The sequence below is a fragment of the Candidatus Nitrosopumilus sp. bin_7KS genome, assembly GCF_054095835.1.
Genome location: NZ_JBSWSO010000003.1, coordinates 1 through 21637, shown reverse-complemented (window position 1 = coordinate 21637; position 21637 = coordinate 1). Strand labels below are relative to the sequence as shown.

Genomic DNA, 21637 nt, shown 5'->3' with positions numbered 1-21637 from the left:
CACTAGACAGTTCTCATAGCCTCCACAGGTAGTAGTTTCGTAGCTCTATACGATGGATATAGAGATGCTATTATTGCCAAAATAAATGACATTAATGCAGTTTGGATAATCTTTTCCCAGTTGTAAGTTACTTCTAAAGGAAGACTTCCATTAAACGACATTTTGGTTTCCTTTGCATATACAGTATAACCCAAGCCTGCCGCAGTACCTACACCAGCACCAATAGCTCCAATAATCATTCCTTGGAAAATAAAAATTATCAAAATATCTTTTCGTTTAGCTCCGATTGATCTCATGACACCAATTTGTCTTGTTTTTCCATTTACTAACATCATTTGTATTGTGACAATTGCAAATGCAGATGCCATCATTCCAAAATATCCAATCATGTTAATCATAGCAATACCAGATCTAAAACCTTGTAGTTGTGCTTCTGATGCTTCTTCTGTAGTTTCTGCAATAAAATCTTCATTTGGGAATGAACGTAAAAAGAATTCTTTAACTTCAAGAGCTTTAGAATGATCGTAAAGTTTTACCATAAATGAACCAGTATCTCCATGTCTACTCATCATATCCCGTAAAGTGTCAATGTGAATGACTCCAGAATAATCAAACCCTTGACCACCAGGTGAATTTGCGATTCCAGTAACTGTAAATCGTCTGATTTGATCTTGACCCCATCTATCAACCACTAGAACTTTTACACTATCACCAACCTGAGCTCCTCCAAGATCTCGTGCTACATTAGATCCTAATACTATAGAGTTTCTTGAAAAAACATAACTTCCTTCTGTAACAGTTTCATGAACTGTAGATGCTCTAATATCATTAAATGGATCAACGCCAACTAGTGAAATTCTAGTTTCTTGAATCAGCTTTCCATTTTTAGTCATATTCATTTCTGAAGTGGTGGAAAGCCGCGGTGTTGCGGCTTGGACAACTGGAATTCGCTCAAACCATCGAATTAAAGATTGATCAGATTTATCGATAAAATCAAATTCATCAGTTACAATAACATCCCCAGTGTTGTAATCACTAATGTCCCTAACAATAGCATCAAACAATCCCTGAAAAATTACAAAGTTTACATGAATTACTAAAATTCCAATTGTTACTGCTAACACAGCACCAACCAAACTTCCTTTTTGATTGAATAGCATTCTTTTTGCTAATTTTATCCTGTAATCCACAAGAAACATAAAATAGTCTGATATTTAACGCATATGATACATAGTGCTAATAGTATAGACAATTTTATAACATATTAGTAATTTCTATTGTTAATGGAGTCATTTTAGGTGATATATTGGACAATTTAGATATCAAAATTATGAGTCGATTATTGAATAATTGCAGAGAATCTGACCGACAAATAGGCATAGAATTGGGAATATCAGGTGGAGCAGTTAGAGCCAGAATCCGAAAAATGATTGAAAAGAAGATAATTGAAGAATTTTTTGTTAAAGTTGAACCTCCAGTCTTGGGCTACGGAGTTTTGTATTTTGTCGTATCAGGAGAAAACATTACAGAAATTTTAGAGCAAGCAAGTCTTGTAGGTGAACCATATTTTGTCGTACCTTGTGTTGGTGGAATAACAGTTTGTGGAATTTCTATAAAAGAAAATGTCAATCAAAAAATTGAACTTGCAAAAAAATTGATGAAAGATGTCAGAGTTTTATCTATTTTTGAAGCAGAAAATCCAGGATATAGTTCCAATCTTACAAAAACAGATTTAGAAATTCTAGAAGAATTAATCAAAGACCCTAGACAAAAAATAGAACAAATAGCAAGAAATACAAAAATGTCAACAAAAACAATTACAAGATGTATAGAAAAATTACATGAAAATGAAGGAATACAATTTACACTAGTTTATGATCCTAGAAAAATTGAAAATTTCATTCCTCATGCCATACTAACTTGGATAGAGGGAGATCTAAAAGAAACTTTAGAGAGTTTAAATAATTCATTTTCCAATTCATACTTACAAATTCCATTTATTGCAAAAAACCAAATTGTATTATTTATGTACAGTGATAATATTTTCAAAATGGATGAATTAACTCAAAAAATTAGAAATATAAAAAATATAAAATCAGTTGACTTGTTCATCCCAAAGAAGATGTCATTTTACATAAAGTGGATAGAAAAAGCTATAAATGATTTTAAAAAATCACCAAAATTACATTTAACATATCAAACCAATTAAATAAGAATAATTTTCTACAAATGATATGAAAGAGAAAAAGATCTATGAAGGAAAAATCTTAGGTCTTAGTGTTTATGATGGTAATATTGAAGGTAGAAAAGTTAAACGAGAAGTAATCAAACATAGAGGTGCTGCAGCCATGCTTGCATTTGATGAAAATAAAAAAGTAATTCTTGTTAAACAGCATAGATTTCCACACGGATATGTTTTAGAAATTCCTGCTGGAACATTAGAAAAAAAAGAAGAACCAGTAAAATGTGCATTTAGAGAATTAGAAGAAGAGACAGGATATAGAGCCAAAAAAATGACTCCTCTCATTACTTACTATCCATCAATTGGCTATAATGAAGAGATAATTCATTGCTTCTTAGCCTCAGGATTGAAGAAAATATCTGATCTAAAGCTTGATGAAGATGAAATTTTATCTGTAGTAAAAATGGATTTCAAAAAACTCCTTACAATGATAAAAACTGGTAAAATTCAAGATTCAAAAACAATATGTGCTGTTTTAACATATTCTGCAAAGAAAAAATTATACTAATTATTCATTATAGATAGGTTGCACAAGATCTGCAACGTCAGCCCAAGATTGCGCAATTCGTTCAAACATGTATACAAGATCAAGAAAATCTAATGGAATTTGTTTTTTATTTCCCAATGTTGTTCTAAGTAAACTAAGTTTTTTCTCATATTGTTTATGCATAGAAATTGCTTCAATAGCTAAAAGTCTATCAGGTTTTGTAAAAGCATCAATAGATTTTTCTGCAAGTTTATTGAAATCTTTTACAACATCATAAATTTTTTTAGAAAACTCTTTTGATAGTGAAAAATTAAAGATAAAAATAGCAAGTTCAACTATAGAATCACCTGCATTTTCAAGAACATTTGCAGCAACTCTGTAATCAAGTACATCAATATTTTCTAAATTAAATGCATTTGACAATCTTTTGTCAACTAATGTACTACGAATTAAACGAACTAATAAAAAATATTGTCTATTTACTTCAACATCACGTTTAGACAATGTTTGAAGATTAGATTTATCATCTGAAATTAATCCATTTAATACATCATCATACATTCCAAGTGCAATGGAACTCATTCGTTTAAGAATTTTTGATGGATTAAGTGTTGTTGCATCTAAAAGAAATTGCATGTTAATGTGAGATGCATCCTCTTCAATTATCTCCATGCCAACTAATCGTCTCATTGAATTACGAATGTCTTCTCTATCTTTTCCAGGAATAATAGATTTTGAATTGATTACAATAATGTCATATCCTAAGAGATATGCACCTGTTATGTTTGCAACAATATTTTCTTCTTTAGGTAATGGATATGAAATTACAAGTTCTTTTGTTGGTCGAGTTTCTTTATTTGCAGATATTGAAATACTATCTTGGCCAGTTTCTATTTCAACCTGATTACCTTTATCTAGATTATTTGCATCAACCCACTCTTTAGGTAATGAAACTAGTATGCTACTTCCTATTCTTTGCAGTCGTCGAATAAATTTAGTCAATTTATACTAATATAATTAATTTAAGCCATATTCTTATATTTTGTGTAAAGTTTAAACTCAGATCAATGGAGGCTACAGCGTTTTGTCCAGCACACATTACAGGTTTTTTCAAAGCCCATTTAGAAGGGCATGGGGATAATTTAGAAAGTTTAGGCTCAATGGGAGCAGGTTTTTCAATAAATCAAGGAGTAACAACTAGAGTAAAAATAGAAACAAAAGATAATCAAAAATCAAATTTTAAAATCACAACACATGGATATCAATCAGACAAAACAGATGTTTCACAATACGTATTAAATGAGTTTTTAAAATTAGGAGAATTTTCAGATAAATTTTTTGATATAGAGCACAACATATCAGTTCCAGTTGGTTATGGTTTAGGATCTAGTAGTGCAGTTGCATTATCATTATCATTTGCATTAGATCAAGCACTTGAAACTAAATTAGAAAAAACAATGATTGGTCAAATTGCTCATAATGCTGAAATAAATTGTAAAACAGGACTAGGGGATGTCTTAGCATCATATCATGGAGGATTTGAAATTAGAGATAAACCAGGTGCCCCAGGAATTGGACATGTTGAAAAAATTCCTACAGAAAAAATTTCAATTATTATGATATGTTTTTCTCCAATTTCTACAAACAAATTCATCAAAGAACGTTTATCTCAAATTAATGGGTTAGGTGGAAAAATGGTAAACCAATTATTAGAATCAAAAAATTATGATCATTTTCAAGATATGTCATTGGAATTTGCAAAATATGTAGATGTAATGACTCCTAGAATGCAAAAAATAGTAAACGAGTTATCTGAAAATAATATTAAATGTGGAATTGCTCTTTTTGGAGAAACAATTTTTTCTATGATTCCACAAAAAGAAGAATCTAAAGTTTTAGATATTTTACAAAAATATTCTGATGGAATTTTAATAAAATCAGTATTAGATGATAATGGGGCCAGAGTTTTAAATAATTAATTAGAAATTATGTCATTAATTCCCAAATCACACCCTAGAGCTAAATCTCTTTTAATTCGTGAGAAACTTGTTGAAGGGTTTGATGAGGGACTGGTTGCCAAAGAAGGTCTTTTAGCTCAAGGTAGAGGAGAAGCATTTGATTATCTCTTAGGAGAGAAAACAGGCAAGGCTGCTAAACAAGCTATCAAGGCTGCAGCAGCCCAATTACTTGTAGCAAAATTACCAGTTATCTCAGTTAATGGAAATATAGCAGCATTATGTCCAAAACAAATTGTAAAACTATCAAAGCAAATCAAAGCAAAACTTGAGGTAAATCTATTCTATACTAATAAAAAAAGAAAATTAGCAATAATTAAGACTTTGAAAAAAAATGGTGCTAATGAAATTTTAGGTTCTAAAACTACATCATCTAAAAAATTACCAGGAATAGATTCTGCAAGAAGAATTGTAGATAAAGATGGAATATTTGTGGCAGATGTTGTGGTAGTTCCTTTAGAAGATGGAGATAGAACGATGGCACTAAGAAAAGCTGGAAAAATAGTCATAACGTTTGATCTAAATCCACTCTCTAGAACATCACAGACAGCAAATATTACAATTGTAGATAATGTAACCAGAGCAATTGATTTACTAATCAATGAATCAAAAAAATTATCAAAAAAGAATCAAAAGAGTCTTCAAAAAATAATTGATGATTTTGATAATAAGAAGAACTTGAGAGAAAATGTAATTCAAATAAAAAATAATTTGGATAGGAGAGCCAAAATTGCATAAAACTGTTCAAGATATAATTAATATGAAAAAAGAGAAAAAGAAGATTTCTGTAATCACAAGTTATGATTACACTCTAGCTTCATTATGTGATAGGGCAGGAATTGATGTAATGTTAGTCGGAGATAGTGCTGGAATGGTAATGCTCGGATATGAGAATACAATTCCAGTTACAATGGATCAAATGTGTATGTTTACTGAAGCTGTTAGTAGAGCAAGAAAAAATTCTCTACTAGTAGCAGATTTACCTTTTATGTCATACCAGGTTAGTATTGAAGATGCCATAAATAATTCTGGTAGATTAATCAAATCCGGTGCAGATGCAGTAAAACTTGAAGGTGGTTCAATTATGACAGAAACAATTAGTGCAATAGTGGATATAGGGATTCCTGTAATGGGACATATTGGACTTCAACCACAAACTACGATGCTTTCAGAAGGATACAAAGTTCAAGGTAAAACAAAAGATAGTGCAATGAAGTTAATTGAAGATGCCAAGGAGTTAGAAGAGGCCGGAGTCTTTAGTATTGTTTTAGAAATGGTTAGTCACGAAGTTGGGCAGATTATTTCTGAATCTGTTAACATTCCTACTATAGGGATAGGTTCTGGTGTAAATTGTGATGGACAAGTATTGGTTGTTCAAGATTTGTTAGGTATGTATGATAAAATTAAACCAAAATTTGCTAAAAGATACATGAATTTATCTGAAGAAATTATAAAATCACTTGAAGAATATAGAACTGATGTGGAATCAAGTTCATTTCCTGCTAAAGAAAACTCATTTTCAATGAATGAAGAAGAATTAAAAAAGTTACGTGAAGCACTTGGTAGTTAAAAAGAAACCAAAAAGAAAAGATCATCCATCTTTAGATATAGTTAGTTCACATGGTGTAGAGTTATCTGGGAAAAAAATTGTTTTGTGTGTGGCAGGTAGTGTTGCAGCTTACAAAGCAATTGAACTTGCTAGATTACTAATGAGACATGGAGCTGATGTAACATGTGTTACAAGTAACGCAGTCACAAAACTAATTCAACCAGAATATTTCAAATGGGCAACAGGTAATGAAGTAATTACAAAGCTTACAGGTGAACTAGAACATATTAGATTAGCAGATTATAATCAATCTGATCTTCTAATAGTATATCCTGCGACTGCAAATACATTAGGGAAATTGGCTAATGGAATTGATGATACGCCTGTATCAACAGTTCTTACAGTAGGATTTGGATCAAAAATTCCAATTTTGATGTGTCTAGCTATGCATGCATCAATGTATGAAAATTCTGCAGTTAAAAAAAATATTAAATTTCTAAAAAATAAAATTGAATTTCTTTCTCCTAAACTAATTGAAGGTAAAGCAAAATCTCCTGAACCAGAAGATGTTTTAGAGAATGTGTTGAAAAAATTTGGATCTTCATCAGTATTAAAAAATAAAAAAGTGTTGATAACTGCAGGGCCAACTGTTGAACAGATAGATCCTGTACGTGCAATTACAAATCATAGTTCTGGAAAGACAGGAGTAAGTTTAGCAACAGAACTAATTTCTGCAGGAGCCAAAGTTACGTTAGTTTATGGACCAGGAAAAGAAAAACCGCCAAAAGGTGCAAAAATTATCAATGTTTCATCTAGTAAAGAAATGCATTTAGCTGTAAAATCAGAATTAAAGAAAAAATTTGATATTGTAATTATGGCTGCAGCTGTTGCAGATTATGTACCTACAATTCAAAGTAAAAATAAAATTAAAAGTTCAAAGTCAAGTATTACTATTAGGCTCAAAAAAGCTCCAAAAATCATAGATCAAATAAAAAAATATCAAAAAAATGTATTACTAGTAGGTTTTAAAGCAGAAACAAATCTAACAAAAAATCAATTAATTAAATCAGCTGAAAAAAAATTAAAAGAATCAACAGCAGATATGATTATTGCAAATGATATAGGTTCAATAAGATACAAGAAAAACCCTCAAAAAAATCAAGTTATTATTGTAGATTCTAAAAAAAATATTGTTTCAAGATGGATGGATAAAGAAAAAATTGCCAAGTTTATTAGAAAACAAATTGAAGTAAAAATCAAATGAAAAAATCTGAACTTAAAAAATTGATATCTGACTATAAAGAAACTAAAATAGAATTATCTAAATCAAAAAATAAAAAATTAAATGATAAATTAAAACTAATTGAACATAAATATTATCATGAAATTGGTAGAACATTAAAATCAGATTTAGAAGAGATGACATAAAATAGATCAAATAGGTGTAAGTAGTTAGATGAAAATTATTCATTCAGAATACAAACAACGAAATATGAAAATTTGGAATGAGGTTGCTCCTAGATATCATAAGAGATGGGCAAGTGTAAATAAAGGACCATTTCAAAGTACAAAAAAATTAGTAGAATTAGTAAATATCAACAAAGGTGATGCAGTATTGGATGTTGCATGTGGTACAGGAGTAGTAACAAATGAAATTCAAAAGAAAATAGGAAAATCAGGATATGTGATAGGAGTAGATACTTCAAGTACGGCAATTAAAATTGCAAAAAAATGGAATGGTAAAAAATCAAATGTAGATTTTGTAAATATTGATGCCGAAAAATTCAATTTTTCTAAAAAATTTGATGTTGTTACTTGTCAGTATGCATTATTTTTCTTTCCTAGTGCTCAAAAAGCATTAAAAAATATGAAAAATAGCCTCAAAAAATCTGGAAATATTGGAATTTCCGTTCACGGAAGTAAAGATTCTGTTCCTTTCTTTAGCAGTATTATAGATTCAGTTACCAAGTACATTCCAGATTATGTACCACCAGGTTCTCCAGATCTTGATAGATTTGGAACAAAATCAGCTTTAAAAAAAGAAGTAAGGAAAGCAGGATTCTCAAAAATTACTGTAAAAGATTATGTCTTTCATTTCAGTCCAGGAAAATTTGAAGATTATTGGAGAAATTATCTAAAATATATTGCAAAACCACTAAAAGAAAAGCTAAATGATTTAGATTATTCAAAAAGAAAAGAATTGAAACAACTAGTCAAAGATAAAACATTACAATATACGAAGAAAAATGGAGAAATTTTATTTCCTTGGCAAGTTTTAATTCTAGGTGCTAAAAACTAGATTGAAGAGATATGGGTAAAGAAAGTAAAAAAAAGGAAGATAAGCCAAAAAAGAATGATTTCAAGTCATTTCTGAAAAAAAGAGCTCCAATTTACCTTGCTTTAGTAGCAATGTTTGTGGTATTTGTAGTTCCAGAAATGACAAAAGGAACACTAGAAAAGAGTTTTCCAGAACTAAGTGAGGAAAATCAAAAAGTTTTAGATATTTTAATGAAGTATGATGGTCCAAATAATTCAGGATTAACTGTCTTAGAAGCATTAGAGAATAAGATAAGTGAAGAATACCCTCAAGAGAAAATTTTTGATCACAAAAAAACTACCGTTGATCTAACTGTAACAAATGTAAATTCTGAAGAATACAAGATAAATTTGGATTTCATATCACATAAGGGTGAAATGAATTATGATTGGAATGTAAACGTAATTTCAGAAAAAATTTCTTCTAATAATTCAGAATCTAAATACATTATTGATCTAGTAAACTATTATGACTAGGCTCAAATTGTTACTAAATCTTTAGTAAATTTGTGCATTATAATTGGTCTATCTTTTACAATTAATGAATCCTCTATTCTAATTCCAAATTTATTTTCAATGTAAATTCCGGGTTCCACGGTAATTGCCATATTTTCTTTTAATTTTGTATTGCTTCGATAAGAAACAGTTGGTAATTCATGAACTTCTAATCCAATTCCATGGCCTGTTGAATGAATAAAGTACTTGCCATAATTTTGATCATCAATGTATTTTCTACATGCAAAGTCAATATCTTTGCAATCAATATTTGGTCTAACAGCTTTTAGGCCAAGTCTTTGAGACTCTTTAACAATTTCATATGCCTCATTTGCTTGTGATGAAATTTTTCCAATTGCAAATGTTCTAGTTGCATCAGAAACATACCCTTTGTATCTTAATGTAAGATCAGTTACTACTAGATCTCCTTTTTTGAATTTCCTATTTGTAACTTGAGCATGTGGGAGTGCACCATTTGGACCCCCAGCAATAATTAATGGATTAAGTGTAGATTTGTATCCCGTATCAAACATTTCCTGTTCCATGGCATATGTCATCAGAATTGTTTGTAATTCAGATTCTTTTTGACCAATTTTCATTTTTTTAGTACAAATTTGAAACATTTCATCGATGATTTTTGATGCTTTTTTGAGAATTTGAATTTCTTTTTCATCTTTTATGATTCTAGCATTGTAAAATGGATCAGTAGATGATTTAATTTTTGGAATTGATTTTTTTAATGACATCATTACTGAATAATTTTGGCAATCAGTACAAACTCTATTTTTCTTAATTTTTTTAATTAATGAGGTAATTAGACCTTCTCCTCGTTCTGCAGTAATTACATTACAATCAATAGATTCTTCTTTTGCTCTACCAACTTCAAGTTCAGGTGTAATAATTGTGGTTTTTCCATTTTTTTCAAGTAATCCAATTGCCTCGCCCCAAAACCCAGTCATGTAAAACAAATTTTCAGGCTCAAATGTAACCAAGGTATCACAATCAATCTGCTGGGCATATTTCAAAAGATTCTTTCTCCGTTGCTTCATACTCAGATATCTCTAATTCTCAATTTATGTATGATGTAAAGTTTGTATATGGAAAATTGGGCCAGATCGCAGTGGTTGAAGAAAAAGAAAAGAAGAAAGTAGTTGCATTACTATCTGGCGGTTTAGATAGTCAGCTCGCAGTTAGAATGATGCAGGAACAAGGTTTTGATGTGTCAGCTGTAGCAATTAAAACTCCATTTTGTGATTTTGATTGTGGAAGAGGATGTGGTTTTGAAATTAGAGAAAGAGCAGATGATCTCAATGTGAATTTAAAAACAGTTTATCTTGGTGATGAATACATCGAGATGTTAAAACATCCAAAGCACGGAATCGGTGCTGGATTTAATCCATGTGTTGATTGTAGAACAATGATGTTTGATGCAGCAAAAAAACACATGGAGGAAATTGGTGCAGAATTTATTATCTCAGGAGAAGTGTTAGGTCAACGTCCAATGAGTCAACATGCACCATCATTACAAATTATTGAAAATGAATCTAATTTGAAAGGAAAAATTGTAAGACCATTATCTGCTGGATTATTACCACCATCAGATGCTGAAAAAGATGGCTTAATCAAAAGAGAAAATCTTGGGATGATTAAAGGAAGACAAAGGAAAATTCAAATGCAAATGGCTAAAGAATATGGAATTGAAAATCCACCAAATGCAGGAGGTGGTTGTTTGTTAACTGAACCACAGTTTGGAATTAAAGCTAAAGATTTGTTTGATCATATAGAAACTCCAACAATTAATGAGATTGATTTGTTAAAAATTGGAAGGCATTTTAGATTAGATGAAGAAACAAAATTTGTTGTTGGAAGATACAAAGATGAAAATGAAATGATTAAAGCATTAGCATTACCTGGCGATATTTTACTTGAGGCTAAAGATTACGTTGGACCAGTTTCAATCTTACGTGGTAAGAATGCAAAGTTACATGTAGAATTTGCATCAGCTGTAACTTTAAGATATTCAGATGCACCAAAAACTGAACACAGTATAGTTTCTGTTAAAAATGGAGATTCAATTGACGAAGTTAGTTCTGAATGTGCAGAAGAACAATCTTACCTTAAATTTAGAATGTAGGCGTGAAATATTTTAAAAATTAGTTGAAACTAAGGAAGAGTTTTTGAATAAGTAGTTCTCATTTTCAACAAGGATGCAAAAACAAGAAAATTCCACATATCTAAAGGCAATAACAATTAGAGACATTAGTGATGTTCACTCTATCAAAGAGGATATCAAAAAAAATATGATTTTGATTCTAAGAGTTACACCATTAGCACAAAAAGATGTGGAACAACTTCGTAAAGTAGTTGAAGAATTGTATTCTATTGCAAAAGCAGAAGATGCTGAAATTGCAAGATTAGGTGAGGAGAGAATTATAATTGCTCCATCAAGTATAAAGATCTGGAAACCAGAATACGATCTAAAATAATTTTATTGCTTCTTGAACTTGTGGATAATGAGCAGGTAGTTTATACATTCGTCTAATATTCATTGCAAGGTTTTCTGATTTTGAACGTTCACCGTGATTAACTAGAACACGACGAAGTTTTGGTCTCAATCTTTGTACAAATGACATTAATTGATTATAATCACTGTGTCCACTAAAACCATCTAATTTTTCAACACCACAGTTAATTGAAACAACTTCAACTTTTCCTTCTTTACCTAACATAGTTGCTTGTTTAGATCCATCAAGAACTCTTCTTCCCATAGTTCCATTTACTTGATATGAAACAAACAACACTTTGTTCTTTTTATCAGGTGCAATATTTTTGAAATATTCTAAAACAGGTCCACCTTCTAACATTCCAGATGTTGCCAAGATAATGCAGGGTGAATTATCCCTCATAGGCTCTTCTCTAGCATCGGCATGTTCAATATTAGTAAAGTATTCAGAATCAAATGGATTATCATCAGTTTCTAGTATTTTTTGTTTAAGTTCTCTTGCAAGATATTCAGGATAAGATTCGTGTATTGCTGATGCCTCAGAAATCATTCCTTCTGTAAATACAGGTGCTTCAACCATTTCTCCCGATTTCATATAGTGATCAATTACCATCATAATTTCTTGTGCACGTCCAACTGCTGGTATAGGAATCAAAACTTTGCCACCATCAGCTAACGTGTTGTTTACAGCATTAATGAAAGAAGATTCTACTTGTTGTCTGGTTGGTTGAATATCTTCTTTAAGACCGTACGTACTTTCAATCAATAAAGTTTCAACTCTTGGGAAGTTCCAACTGGCAGCTTCAAACAAAATACTTTTTCCAAATTTAATATCACCTGAATAAACAAAGTTATGATCACCATTTCCAATATGAAAGTGACATAATGCAGAACCTAGAATATGACCTGCATTTGCAAGAACTAGTTTAATGTCAGGAGAAATATCAGTTACAGTTCCATATGGCAAAGTAATTGTTTGTCTCATGACCTGTTTTACATCGCGTTCAGCATAAATTGGAGTCCTACCTTGAGCAGCAGCGACTTTGATTGCATCTAATTGAATCAAATTCATCATCGGTAATGTAGGTTCAGTACAATAGATTGGACCTTTGTATCCATATTTGCATAATGCTGGTAAGAATCCAGTATGATCCAAATGAGCATGTCCAATAACTATAGCATCAAGTTCATCCAGTGTTATGTTTAGAGAATCTAATCTTGGAAATGCATCCATTGGAGATCGTGCACCAGGGTTAATTCCACAGTCAACTAAGATCTTACTTTCAGGAGTAGATAGTAGCATTGAGGATCGTCCTACTTGACCAAATCCACCAAGAGTATGAAGAGACACTTCGGTTCTTTGAGATAATCGAGGTCTGAAAATTTCATCACCTACTTGTTTTAGCTGTTTACTTCTTTCAACAGAGGCTTGTTTTAGAGTTGCATTAATTGTTTGAATTGTACGCGAAGGAATAGTTGTAGCTTTTCTAATTCGTAATCTCCAACCTATCTTTTCAGTTACTTCAGCGTGGTTGAATTCTTTTGCATTTCTTTGTAATAACCAAGGTCTTTTTGCTTCAACTGATACTTCACCTGTTGCAGTATCAAAAATAGTTCCTTGTAGATTAGCTTCTTTTGGTACACAGTCTGCCAAAATTTTTCTTGCTTCAGCTTCAGGTTTTCTTATTGATTCATCAGTTCTAACAACAATTCTTTTTTTAATTATATTTACAAGATTAGAAATTGTATCATTGTTTTCCATTAAGTAGCGTGGAGAATTTGTATAAAGAGCAATTCTTGGTCCTTCGTATTCTATTTTTGTTACACTTGCCTCCTTAGGTATACTTTGCAGTATGGTGGCCATTATATTCTGGCTAGTAGGAGGTAATTCTTTTTCTTGATATTTACGTTGCATTAAATCACTAAAGTTCGATGACGGCTTTCTTTTGTTCATCGGTTAATAGACGGAAACCGTCCTTGTCCATAACTGCGATGTTAATTCCATCGCCTGTACCAATGTTTCTAGTTATTGCGGCTTTAACAGCTCTTAGAGCTACTTGTTTTGCTTCTTCTATTGTAAGGTCTTCTTTGTATTCTTCTTCAAGTAAACCATAAGCTACTGGAGAACCGCTACCAGTTGTAACATATGATTTCTCTTCAACTGATCCAAACATATCGACATTAAATAATGACGGACCGTTTGCATCATAACCACCAAGTAAGATATCAGCCATGAATGGATATCCTCTATTCTGATGAAATATCAATGAACACAATCTTGCAAGTGAATGAATAGAAATGTCACCTTGTTTTTCAACTCTGTGAAGATTAGAATGATAACGTAAGATATCTACGATATTTTGTGCATCAGCAACACCACCTGCTAAGGTAAGTCCTGCGTGAAGATCAATTTGTTGGATTTTCATAGTATTGTTATTTGCAATAAAATAGCCTGCGCTGGCTCTCATGTCGGCGCATAATACGACACCGTCTTTAGCCTTGATACCTACTGTGGTAGTCCCATGCAGAATTTTTTCTTCAACGTTATTTGACAAAATACACCTATTAAGATAAAGTAAAGGGAATCTCCCCCTTTTAAATAACTTTTTGTCCCTTGAAATCATAAATAATGAGAAAAAATTATGATCGCATGCAATCACACAAAATGGAATTTCCTAGGCTCATTGAGATAGGAGAAAAGAACATCAATGATTTCGGTAAATTTCTCATTTCATTGAATAAACCAAAAAAAGTATCTTTGATTGCTGGAACAAATGTTCAAAAAATATTAAAGAAAAAAATTGAAAAATCATTAAAATCAAAAAAAATTCAATTTCTTTGGCATACTTCAGTAGATAATCAAATAAAATCATTAAATAAAATTCAAAAAGACGTTAAAAAAGACAATTCAGATCTAATTATAGGAATTGGAGGAGGACGTTCTGTTGATGCTGCTAAATTAATTTCATATAATTTAGGAAAACCCTTTGTAAGTTTACCAACAGCTGCATCTCACGATGGAATGGCTAGTCCTTTTGTTTCAGTAAAAAGTGACAAACCGCATTCTATAGTAGCAACTGCACCTATGGGTGTTTTTGTAGATATTGATATTATTAAAAAAGCTCCAGCAAAATTACTTGCAAGTGGTTGTGGTGACCTTATTGCAAATATTATAGCTGTAAAAGATTGGCAACTAGGTCACAAAAAGAAAAAAGAATACTATGGTAGATATGCAGCAGATTTAGCCTTAATGAGTGCCAAAATTGTCATGGAAAATTCTTCTGAATTTGCAAAAAAAGGATTAGACGCTAGAGTAATTGTAGAGGGATTAATTAGTGCAGGAGTTGCATCATGTATTGCTGGAAGTAGTAGACCATGTTCAGGTGCAGAGCATCTTGTTTCACATGCACTTGACAAACTTGCTCCTGGAATAGGATTGCATGGAGAAAAATGTGGATTAGGATCCATTATGATAGGGAAATTACAAGGACAAGATTGGAAAAAAATTGTAAAGACTTTGAAAGATGTAGGAGCACCTACATCTGCAAAACAAATTGGTCTAAAACCAGAAGTAATTGTAAAAGCTCTAATGATTGCACAAGAACTTAGACCAGAAAGATATACAATTCTAAAAGAAATTAAAATGACAGAGAAAATTGCACTAAATTTAGCAAAGAGTACTGGAATAATTTAAGCGGTTTTTTGTTCAGGGGCTTTTTCTTTTGTTTCAGGCTTTTTTTCCTGAGCTTGTTTGTTCACATGTGTTTCAACAAAACTAACTTTTTCCAATGTAGGAACAAATTTGAAAACATCAAGTTGAATAAAGTGTTTCATGATTTGTAATCCATCAGCACGCAAAATTTCCTCAGGAATTGTAATGTTTACTTCTTTATCTTTCAAATCAAATGCAATTTTTGTATCTTCAACAGGTAATCTGTTTTTGAGAATGCTGTCGATTTTATCATTTGGAGTATCTAGAGATTTAATGACATTGACATCAAACAGAATAGTTTTTCCAGCATATCTGTGATTGTAATCTACTTGAACTCTACCAGATCCAATATAACGAATAATACCTCTTTTGTTATCAACTTCAATAGAATCACCTACTGAAACTTTCTCAGCATCTTCACCTAATTTTCTAATAGGAATCATTCTGACTTTACCAGAATCTCTTTCACCAAAACCTTTGTCAGGTGTTACTTCAATTGTAAGTTTATCACCAGTAGCTGTTTTTGCAAGTGCTTCATCAAGTCCTTTTAGAACAGGATAAGAAACTTCACCAATAGAAACTAGTTTTGGTTGATACTTGAAATTTTGTTCATGAATTGAATGTTTTTTTGCATCTTCTTCAATTGTTGTATCAAAAACTTCTTCAGTATCTTTTACCTTTGCAGTATAATCTACTAGAATTAATGAACCTTTAATGAAAGTCAATGAGATCGGTTTCGAATTTCCTTATATTAAGTTAAGCGAGAAATAGATAAGATTATTTTTCATAATATCAAATTAACAGGGTTTAGAGAGCTTTTAATTTTTCTTCTGCAGATTTAAAACCTGCTTGAGCATCAACATCATATCCCATCATTGTCAATGTAGCTGAAATTGCAGAAATAGTTCTCATTACATGATAAGGACTAACTTCTCCCATACATCCAACTCTGAATACTTTACCTTTAAGATCACCAAATCCACCTGCGACAAGTACTTTGAACTTGTCAGCTAATGTACTTCTGAAAGTTTTGTCTTCAAGTCCATCCAAATAATTTAATGCAATAATTGAGATTGAACGATCTTCTTCTTTTGCAAATGGAGATAATCCCATTGCACTTAGACCAGAGTATAATGCATCAGAACAAACTTTATGACGTTTAAAGACATTTTGTAATCCTTCTTCTAAGATCATGGATAATGCTTCTCTGTATGCATAAAGTAATGGAAGTGCAGGTGTGAAAGGAGTATGTTTTTCTCCATCATAAAATTTGAAGTATCTTGCTAAATTGAAATACATTGTAGCTGGTGGGTTTTCAATCATGTATTTTTTGGCTTTAGCACTAACAGAAATTGGTGAAATTCCTGGAGGAGCAGCGATTGCTTTTTGTGCACCAGTCATACATACATCAATATTCCATTTATCTACTGGAAGTGGAGCACCGCCAAGTAACGAAACAGAATCTACAACATAGAATGCATCATTTCTAGATGTTAAGTCAGATACTTTATCAAGATAATTAACCATTGTTCCTGTTGAAGTTTCATTGTGAACAACATAGAATGCTTTAACATCTTTGTTATTATCAAACGCTTCTTTAACTTGATCAAAAGTTGCATTTTCTCCTGGTGGAGTTTGAAGTTTTACAACATTGCCTCCTTGACCTTCAATTAATTCTGATAATCGTCTACTAAATTCTCCATTTACAGGAATGATAATTTTATCACCTTTTTTAACTAAATTTACAACACTTGCTTCAACTGCACCAGTTCCAGATGCAGATAAAGCTACAATATCATTTTGTGTTTCAAATACTTGTTGAGTTTTATCAACAACATCAGTGTACAATTCTACAAAATCATCACTTCTGTGATTGATGATAGGTGCAAGCATTGCCCTCATTACTCTATTAGGTACATTTGTTGGACCAGGAAGCATTGAAAGATATTCCATATGTTATCTATCAGCAGTTATTTTGGGGTTTATTTATAATTAGAGATTTTTCAAATGTTCTTTAGCACCAGTTTTTTCCAAAAAATTTCTTGTTCCAGAAGGTACTAGATCATCCCATTTTTGATCGCAAATAATTAGATCGCGAATATTAGTTCCAGATAATGATTCCCTATTCAAAAAAGGAATCGAAAGAACCTGAATCTTTCTTTTGGAATACAGATGTTTTGTCAAATCATCATTTGAAAAAATTATATCAAATTTTGGTACAATAGTATCTATTTTTTCAATCCATCTAATATGATTATCAACATCAGGAATAAAATAAATTGAAATTTTTTCTTTCATTGAATCATCAATAGAAGTTAGAATCATTTCTTTTCGTTGTTCAGCAGTAAATGGATTGTTTTTTTCTACAGGCTTGTTTGAACTTCCCAAGCCTATCCATAATTTATCAACTTTAGATAAAGCAAATTGCAATGCTTCAAGATGACCCAAATGAAAAGGTTGGAATCTCCCTATCAACAAACCATCCATATCATCTATAGAAAATTTCTTTTTAAAAAACTATCATAAAGAGTGATTAATAGAAAAAATTATGGATTTTCTAAAGATTAATGGAGGCCACGGTGAAGGTGGTGGACAAATTATTCGCTCAGCAATTGCACTTTCATGTATTACAAAACAACCAATACATTTAGAAAATATTAGAATAAATAGAAAAATTTCTGGATTAAGACCACAACATCTTACAGCAATCAAAATTCTTCAAAAAGTTGCAAATGCTAAAGTCATTGGAGCAAAAATAGGATCTACAGAAATAAAATTTACTCCAGGTAATATTGAAAATCTAGAATTAGTTGAAGATGTTGGAACTGCTGGAAGTATTCCATTAATTTTACAAGTTTTAATTCCAGTAGTTGCAATATCAAAAAAACAGCTTGATTTAAAAATCAAAGGCGGTACTGATGTACTTTGGAGTCCTACAATTGATTATACTCAATATGTATTACAAGAAGCATATTCAAGAATGGGTATTAATTTTTCACTTGAATTAATCAAAAGAGGTTATTATCCTAAAGGTGGCGGAGAAGTAAAATTACAAGTAACCCCATCTAATGTAAAATCAATATCATTTTCAAAAAGAAAAACAAATGAAATTAAATTAATTTGTTCATTTTCAAAATTTACAAATAATGAAATTAAAAATAAAGTAAATCAAATTGTAAAAAAATTAACTGAAGCAAACTATATTGTTAACGTAGAAATAGTATCTGAAGAAACATTAGATTCTGGTGCATCTTTGTTAATTTACAGTATTGATAATGATTCCATAATAGGAATTGACGCATTATATAATAAAAAAACAGATGAATTTGATTTAGACTTGGATGATTTTATTAAAAATTATTCTATTGATGATAATTTAGCAGACATGTTAGTAGTTCCTGCAAGTTTATCTGCTGGAAAAACAATTTTCCCTGTTAAAGAAATTACAAAACATTTAGAGACAAATTTGTTTGTGACATCAAAAATCACTGGTTGTAAGTATGGTATTGGAAAAACAAGTAACGGTTTTGAAGTAATTATTGAGGGAATTTCAAACTCCAGCATCAAGCAATGAAGCAAAAAATAGAATTGCTATTGACAATACTACAGTTATCTCTCCAAGTATGATAATTTTCTTTCTAAGTTTTTGGATTTCAGGTTCTGACATTTGATTTGACATAATTTTTTCTTCTACATCTTTACGAATTACTCTAACATGCACAGCATATGTAATAATTAAAGCAATAACAAGAATTATTTTAATAATTAGAAATTTTCCATAGCTTGTCAAAATAAGAAGATCAGGGTTTCCAATTAATGCATGTGAAGTATACAAACCAGTGATCATTAAAATTATCAATGAAGGAACAGCAACTTTGTTAAATCGTTTACCAACACGAATCATTATCTGCATTCGTTCTTCAATAGAACTAGTCATTGTTTTTAAAAGTGGAGAAAATACAATTCCAATAAATAAAGAACCGCCAACCCAAATTGACGCAGCTATTAGATGAATCCAAGTGATAATTGCTTGTTCTATTGCAGTCATAGTTAATGATATTTTAAATCAAATATTATGTATTTGGATCTTGCCAACCTTTTTTAGTTGTACAAATCTGGAATCATTGAAATGGCACTTCAAAGTAAATTGATTGTTTATCTAGCAATAGTTGGAGTTTTAGCATTAATGGGAGGGATTATTTTCTATGCTAGTCTTGATAATGATGAACTTGCTTTAATTGAGATTGAACTAACAAATGTGGAGCTATTAGATGTAAACACAGTAAATAATCAAGCAAAATTTGAGGTTACATTTTTGGTAAAAAACCCAAGTGAAAAAACACTAACAGTTTCACAAATAGATTTCCAACTATATGGCAATGGTGAATTATTAGGTTCTGGATTATATTCTACAGCAGACATAGCATTACCTGGTAGAGCATTGTTTGTTTCAGGTGCAGAAATTCCATTAAAAAATATATTTGTTCTTTCCAAATCTGAAGTTAATTCAGAAATTTATGAAGATGCTATTAATGAAAGAATTACTAGTTTTTCTGCTGAAGGAAACATCATCACTCAAACTTCATGGAGTGAAACTGACAAAGATTTCAAAACAGGTTATTAATTAAAAAGTGGGCCTAATGAGATTCGAACTCATGATCACCGCCATGTCGAGGCGGTATCCTAACCAGCTAGACTACAGGCCCATTGAAAAATAAATCGAATAATTGACATTATTAACGTTTAACAAAAGAAAGAATGAAGGTACAAAATAGATGACAGAGGATTTTACCGATGAAGAAAAACAAGGCTTCTACAAGGCAATTTATTCAAGAAGAGATGTAAGATCTCACTTTATCTCAAAGCCAATAGAAGATGAGGTTTTATCAAAAATTCTAAACGCAGCACATCACGCTCCTTCAGTAGGATTTTCTCAACCATGGAATTTTATTTTAATTAAAGATCAGGATACTAAAAAGAAAATAAAAGAATCTTTTGAGGAAGAGAAAAATCGATCATCACAATTAGTTGAAGAACCAAAAAAATCAAAATATCTTTCTTTCAAATTAGAAGGTATTTTGGAATCTCCTGTAAATCTATGTGTCACATACGATCCTACAAAGTTTGGGCCTTTTGTAATTGGTAGATCAAGTATTCCTGAAGCAGGGCTTTACAGTGTATGCTGTGCAATTCAAAATTTATGGTTATCAGCTAGAACAGAAAATATAGGTCTCGGCTGGGTCAGTATTCTATCAAATGATACATTAAAAGAAACTTTAGATTTACCTGAACATGTTATTCCTATTGCATACTTGTGTTTAGGATATGTTGATGAATTTGCAGAAAAACCAGATCTTGAAACTAAAGGTTGGTTACCAAGACTAGAATTGAAAGATGTTGTATTTTTTGAAAAATGGAATGATAAAGAAAATAAAAATTGGAAAAAAATTCAAAAAATGATCAAAGAAAATCTTGATTACGCTTAAATAATTAAGAATGTTTTTTTTGCTGGGCTTGTAGCGCAGAGTCAATATGACGCGCAACATGGATAGCGCAGTAGCCTCCTAAGTTACAGGTCGAGGGATCGAAGCCCTCCAAGCCCGTTTAATTTTAACAAGTAATGGAAATTTAAATACAAAGACGAATGGCTGAAGATATGAAAGTTGTTGTTATTTCTGGTAGTCCAAGAAAAAATGCAAATACGCAAATTATTATGAAATATGTTTTTGAATATGCCAAATCAAAAAATCAAGATACAAAATTAATTAATCTCTCTGATGGTCAGATTGAATACTATAGAGGACCAGACATAAAATATGATGAAACAACAAAAACTGCTGCAAATGACATCATGGACGCAGATGTATGGTTGATTGGTTCACCAATTTATAATTCATTTTTTAGTTCAGCACTGAAAAATCTTTTTGAATATGTAAATTATAAAAAGACTCCAGGAAAAGTGGCTGGAATTACAATTTTAGCTGCTGGGAATATTGGCTTTGTAAATGTACAGACATTAATCACACAATTGATGTCATATTTCAGAGTAATAACAAATCCAAAGGCTGTATTTTTAACTACAGAATCAATAAAAGAAAATTTAGTTGATGATGATGCAAAAAACAGACTACGAGATATGGTCGATGAGACTTTGGATATAGCATCAAAAATGCATCAAAAATAGGCTCAATCAAACCCCCTAGTAAAATCAAATATTCTAAATCAAATATTCTAAATTTAATATTAATAAATTCACATTACAATAATTTCTGTCTCTTATACACATCTGACGCTGCCGACGAGCTCTGATGTGTAGAT

At 31.2% G+C, this 21637-nt stretch carries 25 protein-coding genes and 2 tRNA genes; 17 read left to right on the top strand and 10 right to left on the bottom strand.

Annotation, left to right across the window (positions count from 1 at the left end; genetic code table 11):
- Positions 1 to 2 precede the first annotated feature (2 nt).
- Positions 3 to 1160, bottom strand: coding sequence for an ABC transporter permease (locus tag ACW9W4_RS02745; protein WP_457761085.1), 1158 nt, complete (start codon positions 1158 to 1160; stop codon positions 3 to 5).
- Positions 1161 to 1306: 146 nt separating this feature from the next.
- Here ACW9W4_RS02745 and ACW9W4_RS02740 point away from each other — a divergent pair, with 146 nt between their 5' ends.
- Both ACW9W4_RS02740 and ACW9W4_RS02735 read left to right on the top strand, forming a co-directional pair.
- On the top strand, positions 1307 to 2209 hold the full coding sequence (locus tag ACW9W4_RS02740; RefSeq protein ID WP_457760999.1) for an AsnC family transcriptional regulator: 903 nt from the start codon (positions 1307 to 1309) through the stop codon (positions 2207 to 2209).
- A gap of 25 nt (positions 2210 to 2234) precedes the next feature.
- On the top strand, positions 2235 to 2750 hold the full coding sequence (locus ACW9W4_RS02735; RefSeq protein ID WP_457760998.1) for an NUDIX hydrolase: 516 nt from the start codon (positions 2235 to 2237) through the stop codon (positions 2748 to 2750).
- On the opposite strand, the gene ACW9W4_RS02730 is transcribed toward ACW9W4_RS02735, so the two are convergent.
- Positions 2751 to 3731, bottom strand: coding sequence for a PhoU domain-containing protein (locus ACW9W4_RS02730; RefSeq protein ID WP_457760997.1), 981 nt, complete (start codon positions 3729 to 3731; stop codon positions 2751 to 2753).
- A 65-nt stretch (positions 3732 to 3796) separates the two neighbouring features.
- On the opposite strand from ACW9W4_RS02730, the gene ACW9W4_RS02725 reads away from it, so the two are divergent.
- From ACW9W4_RS02725 to ACW9W4_RS02695, 7 genes are read left to right on the top strand one after another with little or no spacing between them, the layout of a single operon-like run.
- On the top strand, positions 3797 to 4708 hold the full coding sequence (locus tag ACW9W4_RS02725) for a pantoate kinase (protein ID WP_457760996.1): 912 nt from the start codon (positions 3797 to 3799) through the stop codon (positions 4706 to 4708).
- A gap of 9 nt (positions 4709 to 4717) precedes the next feature.
- Positions 4718 to 5482 (top strand): 4-phosphopantoate--beta-alanine ligase, encoded by a 765-nt coding sequence (locus ACW9W4_RS02720; protein WP_457760995.1) that lies wholly within the window; start codon positions 4718 to 4720, stop codon positions 5480 to 5482.
- Positions 5475 to 6314, top strand: coding sequence for a 3-methyl-2-oxobutanoate hydroxymethyltransferase (panB, locus tag ACW9W4_RS02715; protein WP_457760994.1), 840 nt, complete (start codon positions 5475 to 5477; stop codon positions 6312 to 6314). The genes ACW9W4_RS02720 and panB overlap by 8 nt, the downstream gene beginning before the upstream one ends.
- Positions 6295 to 7557, top strand: coding sequence for a bifunctional phosphopantothenoylcysteine decarboxylase/phosphopantothenate--cysteine ligase CoaBC (gene coaBC / locus ACW9W4_RS02710; protein WP_457760993.1), 1263 nt, complete (start codon positions 6295 to 6297; stop codon positions 7555 to 7557). The genes panB and coaBC overlap by 20 nt, the downstream gene beginning before the upstream one ends.
- A complete protein-coding gene (locus ACW9W4_RS02705; protein ID WP_457760992.1) occupies positions 7554 to 7721 on the top strand; it encodes a hypothetical protein in 168 nt (55 codons plus the stop codon). The genes coaBC and ACW9W4_RS02705 overlap by 4 nt, the downstream gene beginning before the upstream one ends.
- A gap of 28 nt (positions 7722 to 7749) precedes the next feature.
- Positions 7750 to 8592: a methyltransferase domain-containing protein gene (locus ACW9W4_RS02700; protein WP_457760991.1), complete on the top strand. Its 843-nt coding sequence runs from the start codon at positions 7750 to 7752 to the stop codon at positions 8590 to 8592.
- An 11-nt stretch (positions 8593 to 8603) separates the two neighbouring features.
- Positions 8604 to 9086, top strand: a complete 483-nt coding sequence (locus ACW9W4_RS02695) for a hypothetical protein (RefSeq protein WP_457760990.1) — start codon at positions 8604 to 8606, stop codon at positions 9084 to 9086.
- 2 nt (positions 9087 to 9088) lie between these two features.
- Here ACW9W4_RS02695 and ACW9W4_RS02690 read toward each other — a convergent pair whose 3' ends face one another.
- A complete protein-coding gene (locus ACW9W4_RS02690) occupies positions 9089 to 10153 on the bottom strand; it encodes a M24 family metallopeptidase (RefSeq protein WP_457760989.1) in 1065 nt (354 codons plus the stop codon).
- Between the two features lie 71 nt (positions 10154 to 10224).
- Between ACW9W4_RS02690 and ACW9W4_RS02685 the strand changes: the two genes are divergently transcribed.
- Both ACW9W4_RS02685 and sepF read left to right on the top strand, forming a co-directional pair.
- Positions 10225 to 11238, top strand: a complete 1014-nt coding sequence (locus tag ACW9W4_RS02685; protein ID WP_457760988.1) for a tRNA (5-methylaminomethyl-2-thiouridylate)-methyltransferase — start codon at positions 10225 to 10227, stop codon at positions 11236 to 11238.
- Between the two features lie 73 nt (positions 11239 to 11311).
- A complete protein-coding gene (sepF, locus tag ACW9W4_RS02680) occupies positions 11312 to 11590 on the top strand; it encodes a cell division protein SepF (RefSeq protein WP_179362651.1) in 279 nt (92 codons plus the stop codon).
- Here the strand turns inward: sepF and ACW9W4_RS02675 are convergent.
- Entirely contained in the window at positions 11582 to 13522 is a 1941-nt protein-coding gene (locus ACW9W4_RS02675) for a beta-CASP ribonuclease aCPSF1 (protein WP_457760987.1), read from the bottom strand. The genes sepF and ACW9W4_RS02675 overlap by 9 nt on opposite strands.
- A 7-nt stretch (positions 13523 to 13529) precedes the next feature.
- Complete coding sequence (gene psmB / locus ACW9W4_RS02670) at positions 13530 to 14162, bottom strand: archaeal proteasome endopeptidase complex subunit beta (protein WP_457760986.1); 633 nt, start codon at positions 14160 to 14162, stop codon at positions 13530 to 13532.
- A gap of 74 nt (positions 14163 to 14236) precedes the next feature.
- Between psmB and ACW9W4_RS02665 the strand changes: the two genes are divergently transcribed.
- Positions 14237 to 15301: a sn-glycerol-1-phosphate dehydrogenase gene (locus ACW9W4_RS02665; protein ID WP_457760985.1), complete on the top strand. Its 1065-nt coding sequence runs from the start codon at positions 14237 to 14239 to the stop codon at positions 15299 to 15301.
- Here the strand turns inward: ACW9W4_RS02665 and ACW9W4_RS02660 are convergent.
- From ACW9W4_RS02660 to ACW9W4_RS02650, 3 genes are all read right to left on the bottom strand, one after another.
- Positions 15298 to 16044, bottom strand: coding sequence for an FKBP-type peptidyl-prolyl cis-trans isomerase (locus ACW9W4_RS02660; protein WP_457760984.1), 747 nt, complete (start codon positions 16042 to 16044; stop codon positions 15298 to 15300). The two genes, ACW9W4_RS02665 and ACW9W4_RS02660, sit on opposite strands and share 4 nt — an antisense overlap.
- Positions 16045 to 16126: 82 nt before the next feature.
- Positions 16127 to 17272 carry a pyridoxal-phosphate-dependent aminotransferase family protein gene (locus ACW9W4_RS02655; protein ID WP_457760983.1) on the bottom strand — a complete coding sequence of 382 codons (1146 nt, stop codon included), beginning with the start codon at positions 17270 to 17272 and terminating at the stop codon, positions 16127 to 16129.
- 39 nt (positions 17273 to 17311) lie between these two features.
- Positions 17312 to 17806 (bottom strand): nicotinamide-nucleotide adenylyltransferase, encoded by a 495-nt coding sequence (locus ACW9W4_RS02650; RefSeq protein ID WP_457760982.1) that lies wholly within the window; start codon positions 17804 to 17806, stop codon positions 17312 to 17314.
- Between the two features lie 61 nt (positions 17807 to 17867).
- On the opposite strand from ACW9W4_RS02650, the gene rtcA reads away from it, so the two are divergent.
- Positions 17868 to 18893 (top strand): RNA 3'-terminal phosphate cyclase, encoded by a 1026-nt coding sequence (rtcA, locus tag ACW9W4_RS02645; protein WP_457760981.1) that lies wholly within the window; start codon positions 17868 to 17870, stop codon positions 18891 to 18893.
- Here the strand turns inward: rtcA and ACW9W4_RS02640 are convergent.
- Positions 18870 to 19367, bottom strand: coding sequence for a CopD family protein (locus tag ACW9W4_RS02640; protein WP_457760980.1), 498 nt, complete (start codon positions 19365 to 19367; stop codon positions 18870 to 18872). The genes rtcA and ACW9W4_RS02640 overlap by 24 nt on opposite strands.
- A gap of 81 nt (positions 19368 to 19448) precedes the next feature.
- On the opposite strand from ACW9W4_RS02640, the gene ACW9W4_RS02635 reads away from it, so the two are divergent.
- Positions 19449 to 19943 (top strand): hypothetical protein, encoded by a 495-nt coding sequence (locus ACW9W4_RS02635; RefSeq protein WP_457760979.1) that lies wholly within the window; start codon positions 19449 to 19451, stop codon positions 19941 to 19943.
- A gap of 8 nt (positions 19944 to 19951) precedes the next feature.
- Here ACW9W4_RS02635 and ACW9W4_RS02630 read toward each other — a convergent pair.
- Positions 19952 to 20025, bottom strand: a tRNA-Val gene (locus tag ACW9W4_RS02630).
- 69 nt (positions 20026 to 20094) lie between these two features.
- On the opposite strand from ACW9W4_RS02630, the gene bluB reads away from it, so the two are divergent.
- The 3 genes from bluB (at position 20095) to ACW9W4_RS02615 (ending at position 21503) form a co-directional block, all read left to right on the top strand.
- Entirely contained in the window at positions 20095 to 20805 is a 711-nt protein-coding gene (gene bluB, locus ACW9W4_RS02625; protein ID WP_457760978.1) for a 5,6-dimethylbenzimidazole synthase, read from the top strand.
- Between the two features lie 24 nt (positions 20806 to 20829).
- A tRNA-Arg gene (locus ACW9W4_RS02620) sits at positions 20830 to 20922 on the top strand.
- Between the two features lie 53 nt (positions 20923 to 20975).
- Positions 20976 to 21503, top strand: a complete 528-nt coding sequence (locus ACW9W4_RS02615; protein WP_457760977.1) for an NADPH-dependent FMN reductase — start codon at positions 20976 to 20978, stop codon at positions 21501 to 21503.
- The last annotated feature ends 134 nt before the right edge of the window (positions 21504 to 21637 follow it).

What these genes read in the sequence shown, in the direction of transcription:
- ACW9W4_RS02655 (WP_457760983.1), bottom strand. Translation starts at nt 17,272, where the DNA reads ATGGAATATCTTTCAATGCTTCCTGGTCCAACAAATGTACCTAATAGA.
- ACW9W4_RS02745 (WP_457761085.1), bottom strand. Translation starts at nt 1,160, where the DNA reads ATGCTATTCAATCAAAAAGGAAGTTTGGTTGGTGCTGTGTTAGCAGTA.
- ACW9W4_RS02665 (WP_457760985.1), top strand. Translation starts at nt 14,237, where the DNA reads ATGAGAAAAAATTATGATCGCATGCAATCACACAAAATGGAATTTCCT.
- ACW9W4_RS02675 (WP_457760987.1), bottom strand. Translation starts at nt 13,522, where the DNA reads ATGCAACGTAAATATCAAGAAAAAGAATTACCTCCTACTAGCCAGAAT.
- ACW9W4_RS02720 (WP_457760995.1), top strand. Translation starts at nt 4,718, where the DNA reads ATGTCATTAATTCCCAAATCACACCCTAGAGCTAAATCTCTTTTAATT.
- ACW9W4_RS02640 (WP_457760980.1), bottom strand. Translation starts at nt 19,367, where the DNA reads ATGACTGCAATAGAACAAGCAATTATCACTTGGATTCATCTAATAGCT.
- ACW9W4_RS02705 (WP_457760992.1), top strand. Translation starts at nt 7,554, where the DNA reads ATGAAAAAATCTGAACTTAAAAAATTGATATCTGACTATAAAGAAACT.
- ACW9W4_RS02635 (WP_457760979.1), top strand. Translation starts at nt 19,449, where the DNA reads ATGGCACTTCAAAGTAAATTGATTGTTTATCTAGCAATAGTTGGAGTT.
- ACW9W4_RS02690 (WP_457760989.1), bottom strand. Translation starts at nt 10,153, where the DNA reads ATGAAGCAACGGAGAAAGAATCTTTTGAAATATGCCCAGCAGATTGAT.
- rtcA (WP_457760981.1), top strand. Translation starts at nt 17,868, where the DNA reads ATGGATTTTCTAAAGATTAATGGAGGCCACGGTGAAGGTGGTGGACAA.
- ACW9W4_RS02650 (WP_457760982.1), bottom strand. Translation starts at nt 17,806, where the DNA reads ATGGATGGTTTGTTGATAGGGAGATTCCAACCTTTTCATTTGGGTCAT.
- bluB (WP_457760978.1), top strand. Translation starts at nt 20,095, where the DNA reads ATGACAGAGGATTTTACCGATGAAGAAAAACAAGGCTTCTACAAGGCA.
- ACW9W4_RS02695 (WP_457760990.1), top strand. Translation starts at nt 8,604, where the DNA reads ATGGGTAAAGAAAGTAAAAAAAAGGAAGATAAGCCAAAAAAGAATGAT.
- ACW9W4_RS02725 (WP_457760996.1), top strand. Translation starts at nt 3,797, where the DNA reads ATGGAGGCTACAGCGTTTTGTCCAGCACACATTACAGGTTTTTTCAAA.
- sepF (WP_179362651.1), top strand. Translation starts at nt 11,312, where the DNA reads ATGCAAAAACAAGAAAATTCCACATATCTAAAGGCAATAACAATTAGA.
- ACW9W4_RS02615 (WP_457760977.1), top strand. Translation starts at nt 20,976, where the DNA reads ATGAAAGTTGTTGTTATTTCTGGTAGTCCAAGAAAAAATGCAAATACG.
- ACW9W4_RS02700 (WP_457760991.1), top strand. Translation starts at nt 7,750, where the DNA reads ATGAAAATTATTCATTCAGAATACAAACAACGAAATATGAAAATTTGG.
- ACW9W4_RS02735 (WP_457760998.1), top strand. Translation starts at nt 2,235, where the DNA reads ATGAAAGAGAAAAAGATCTATGAAGGAAAAATCTTAGGTCTTAGTGTT.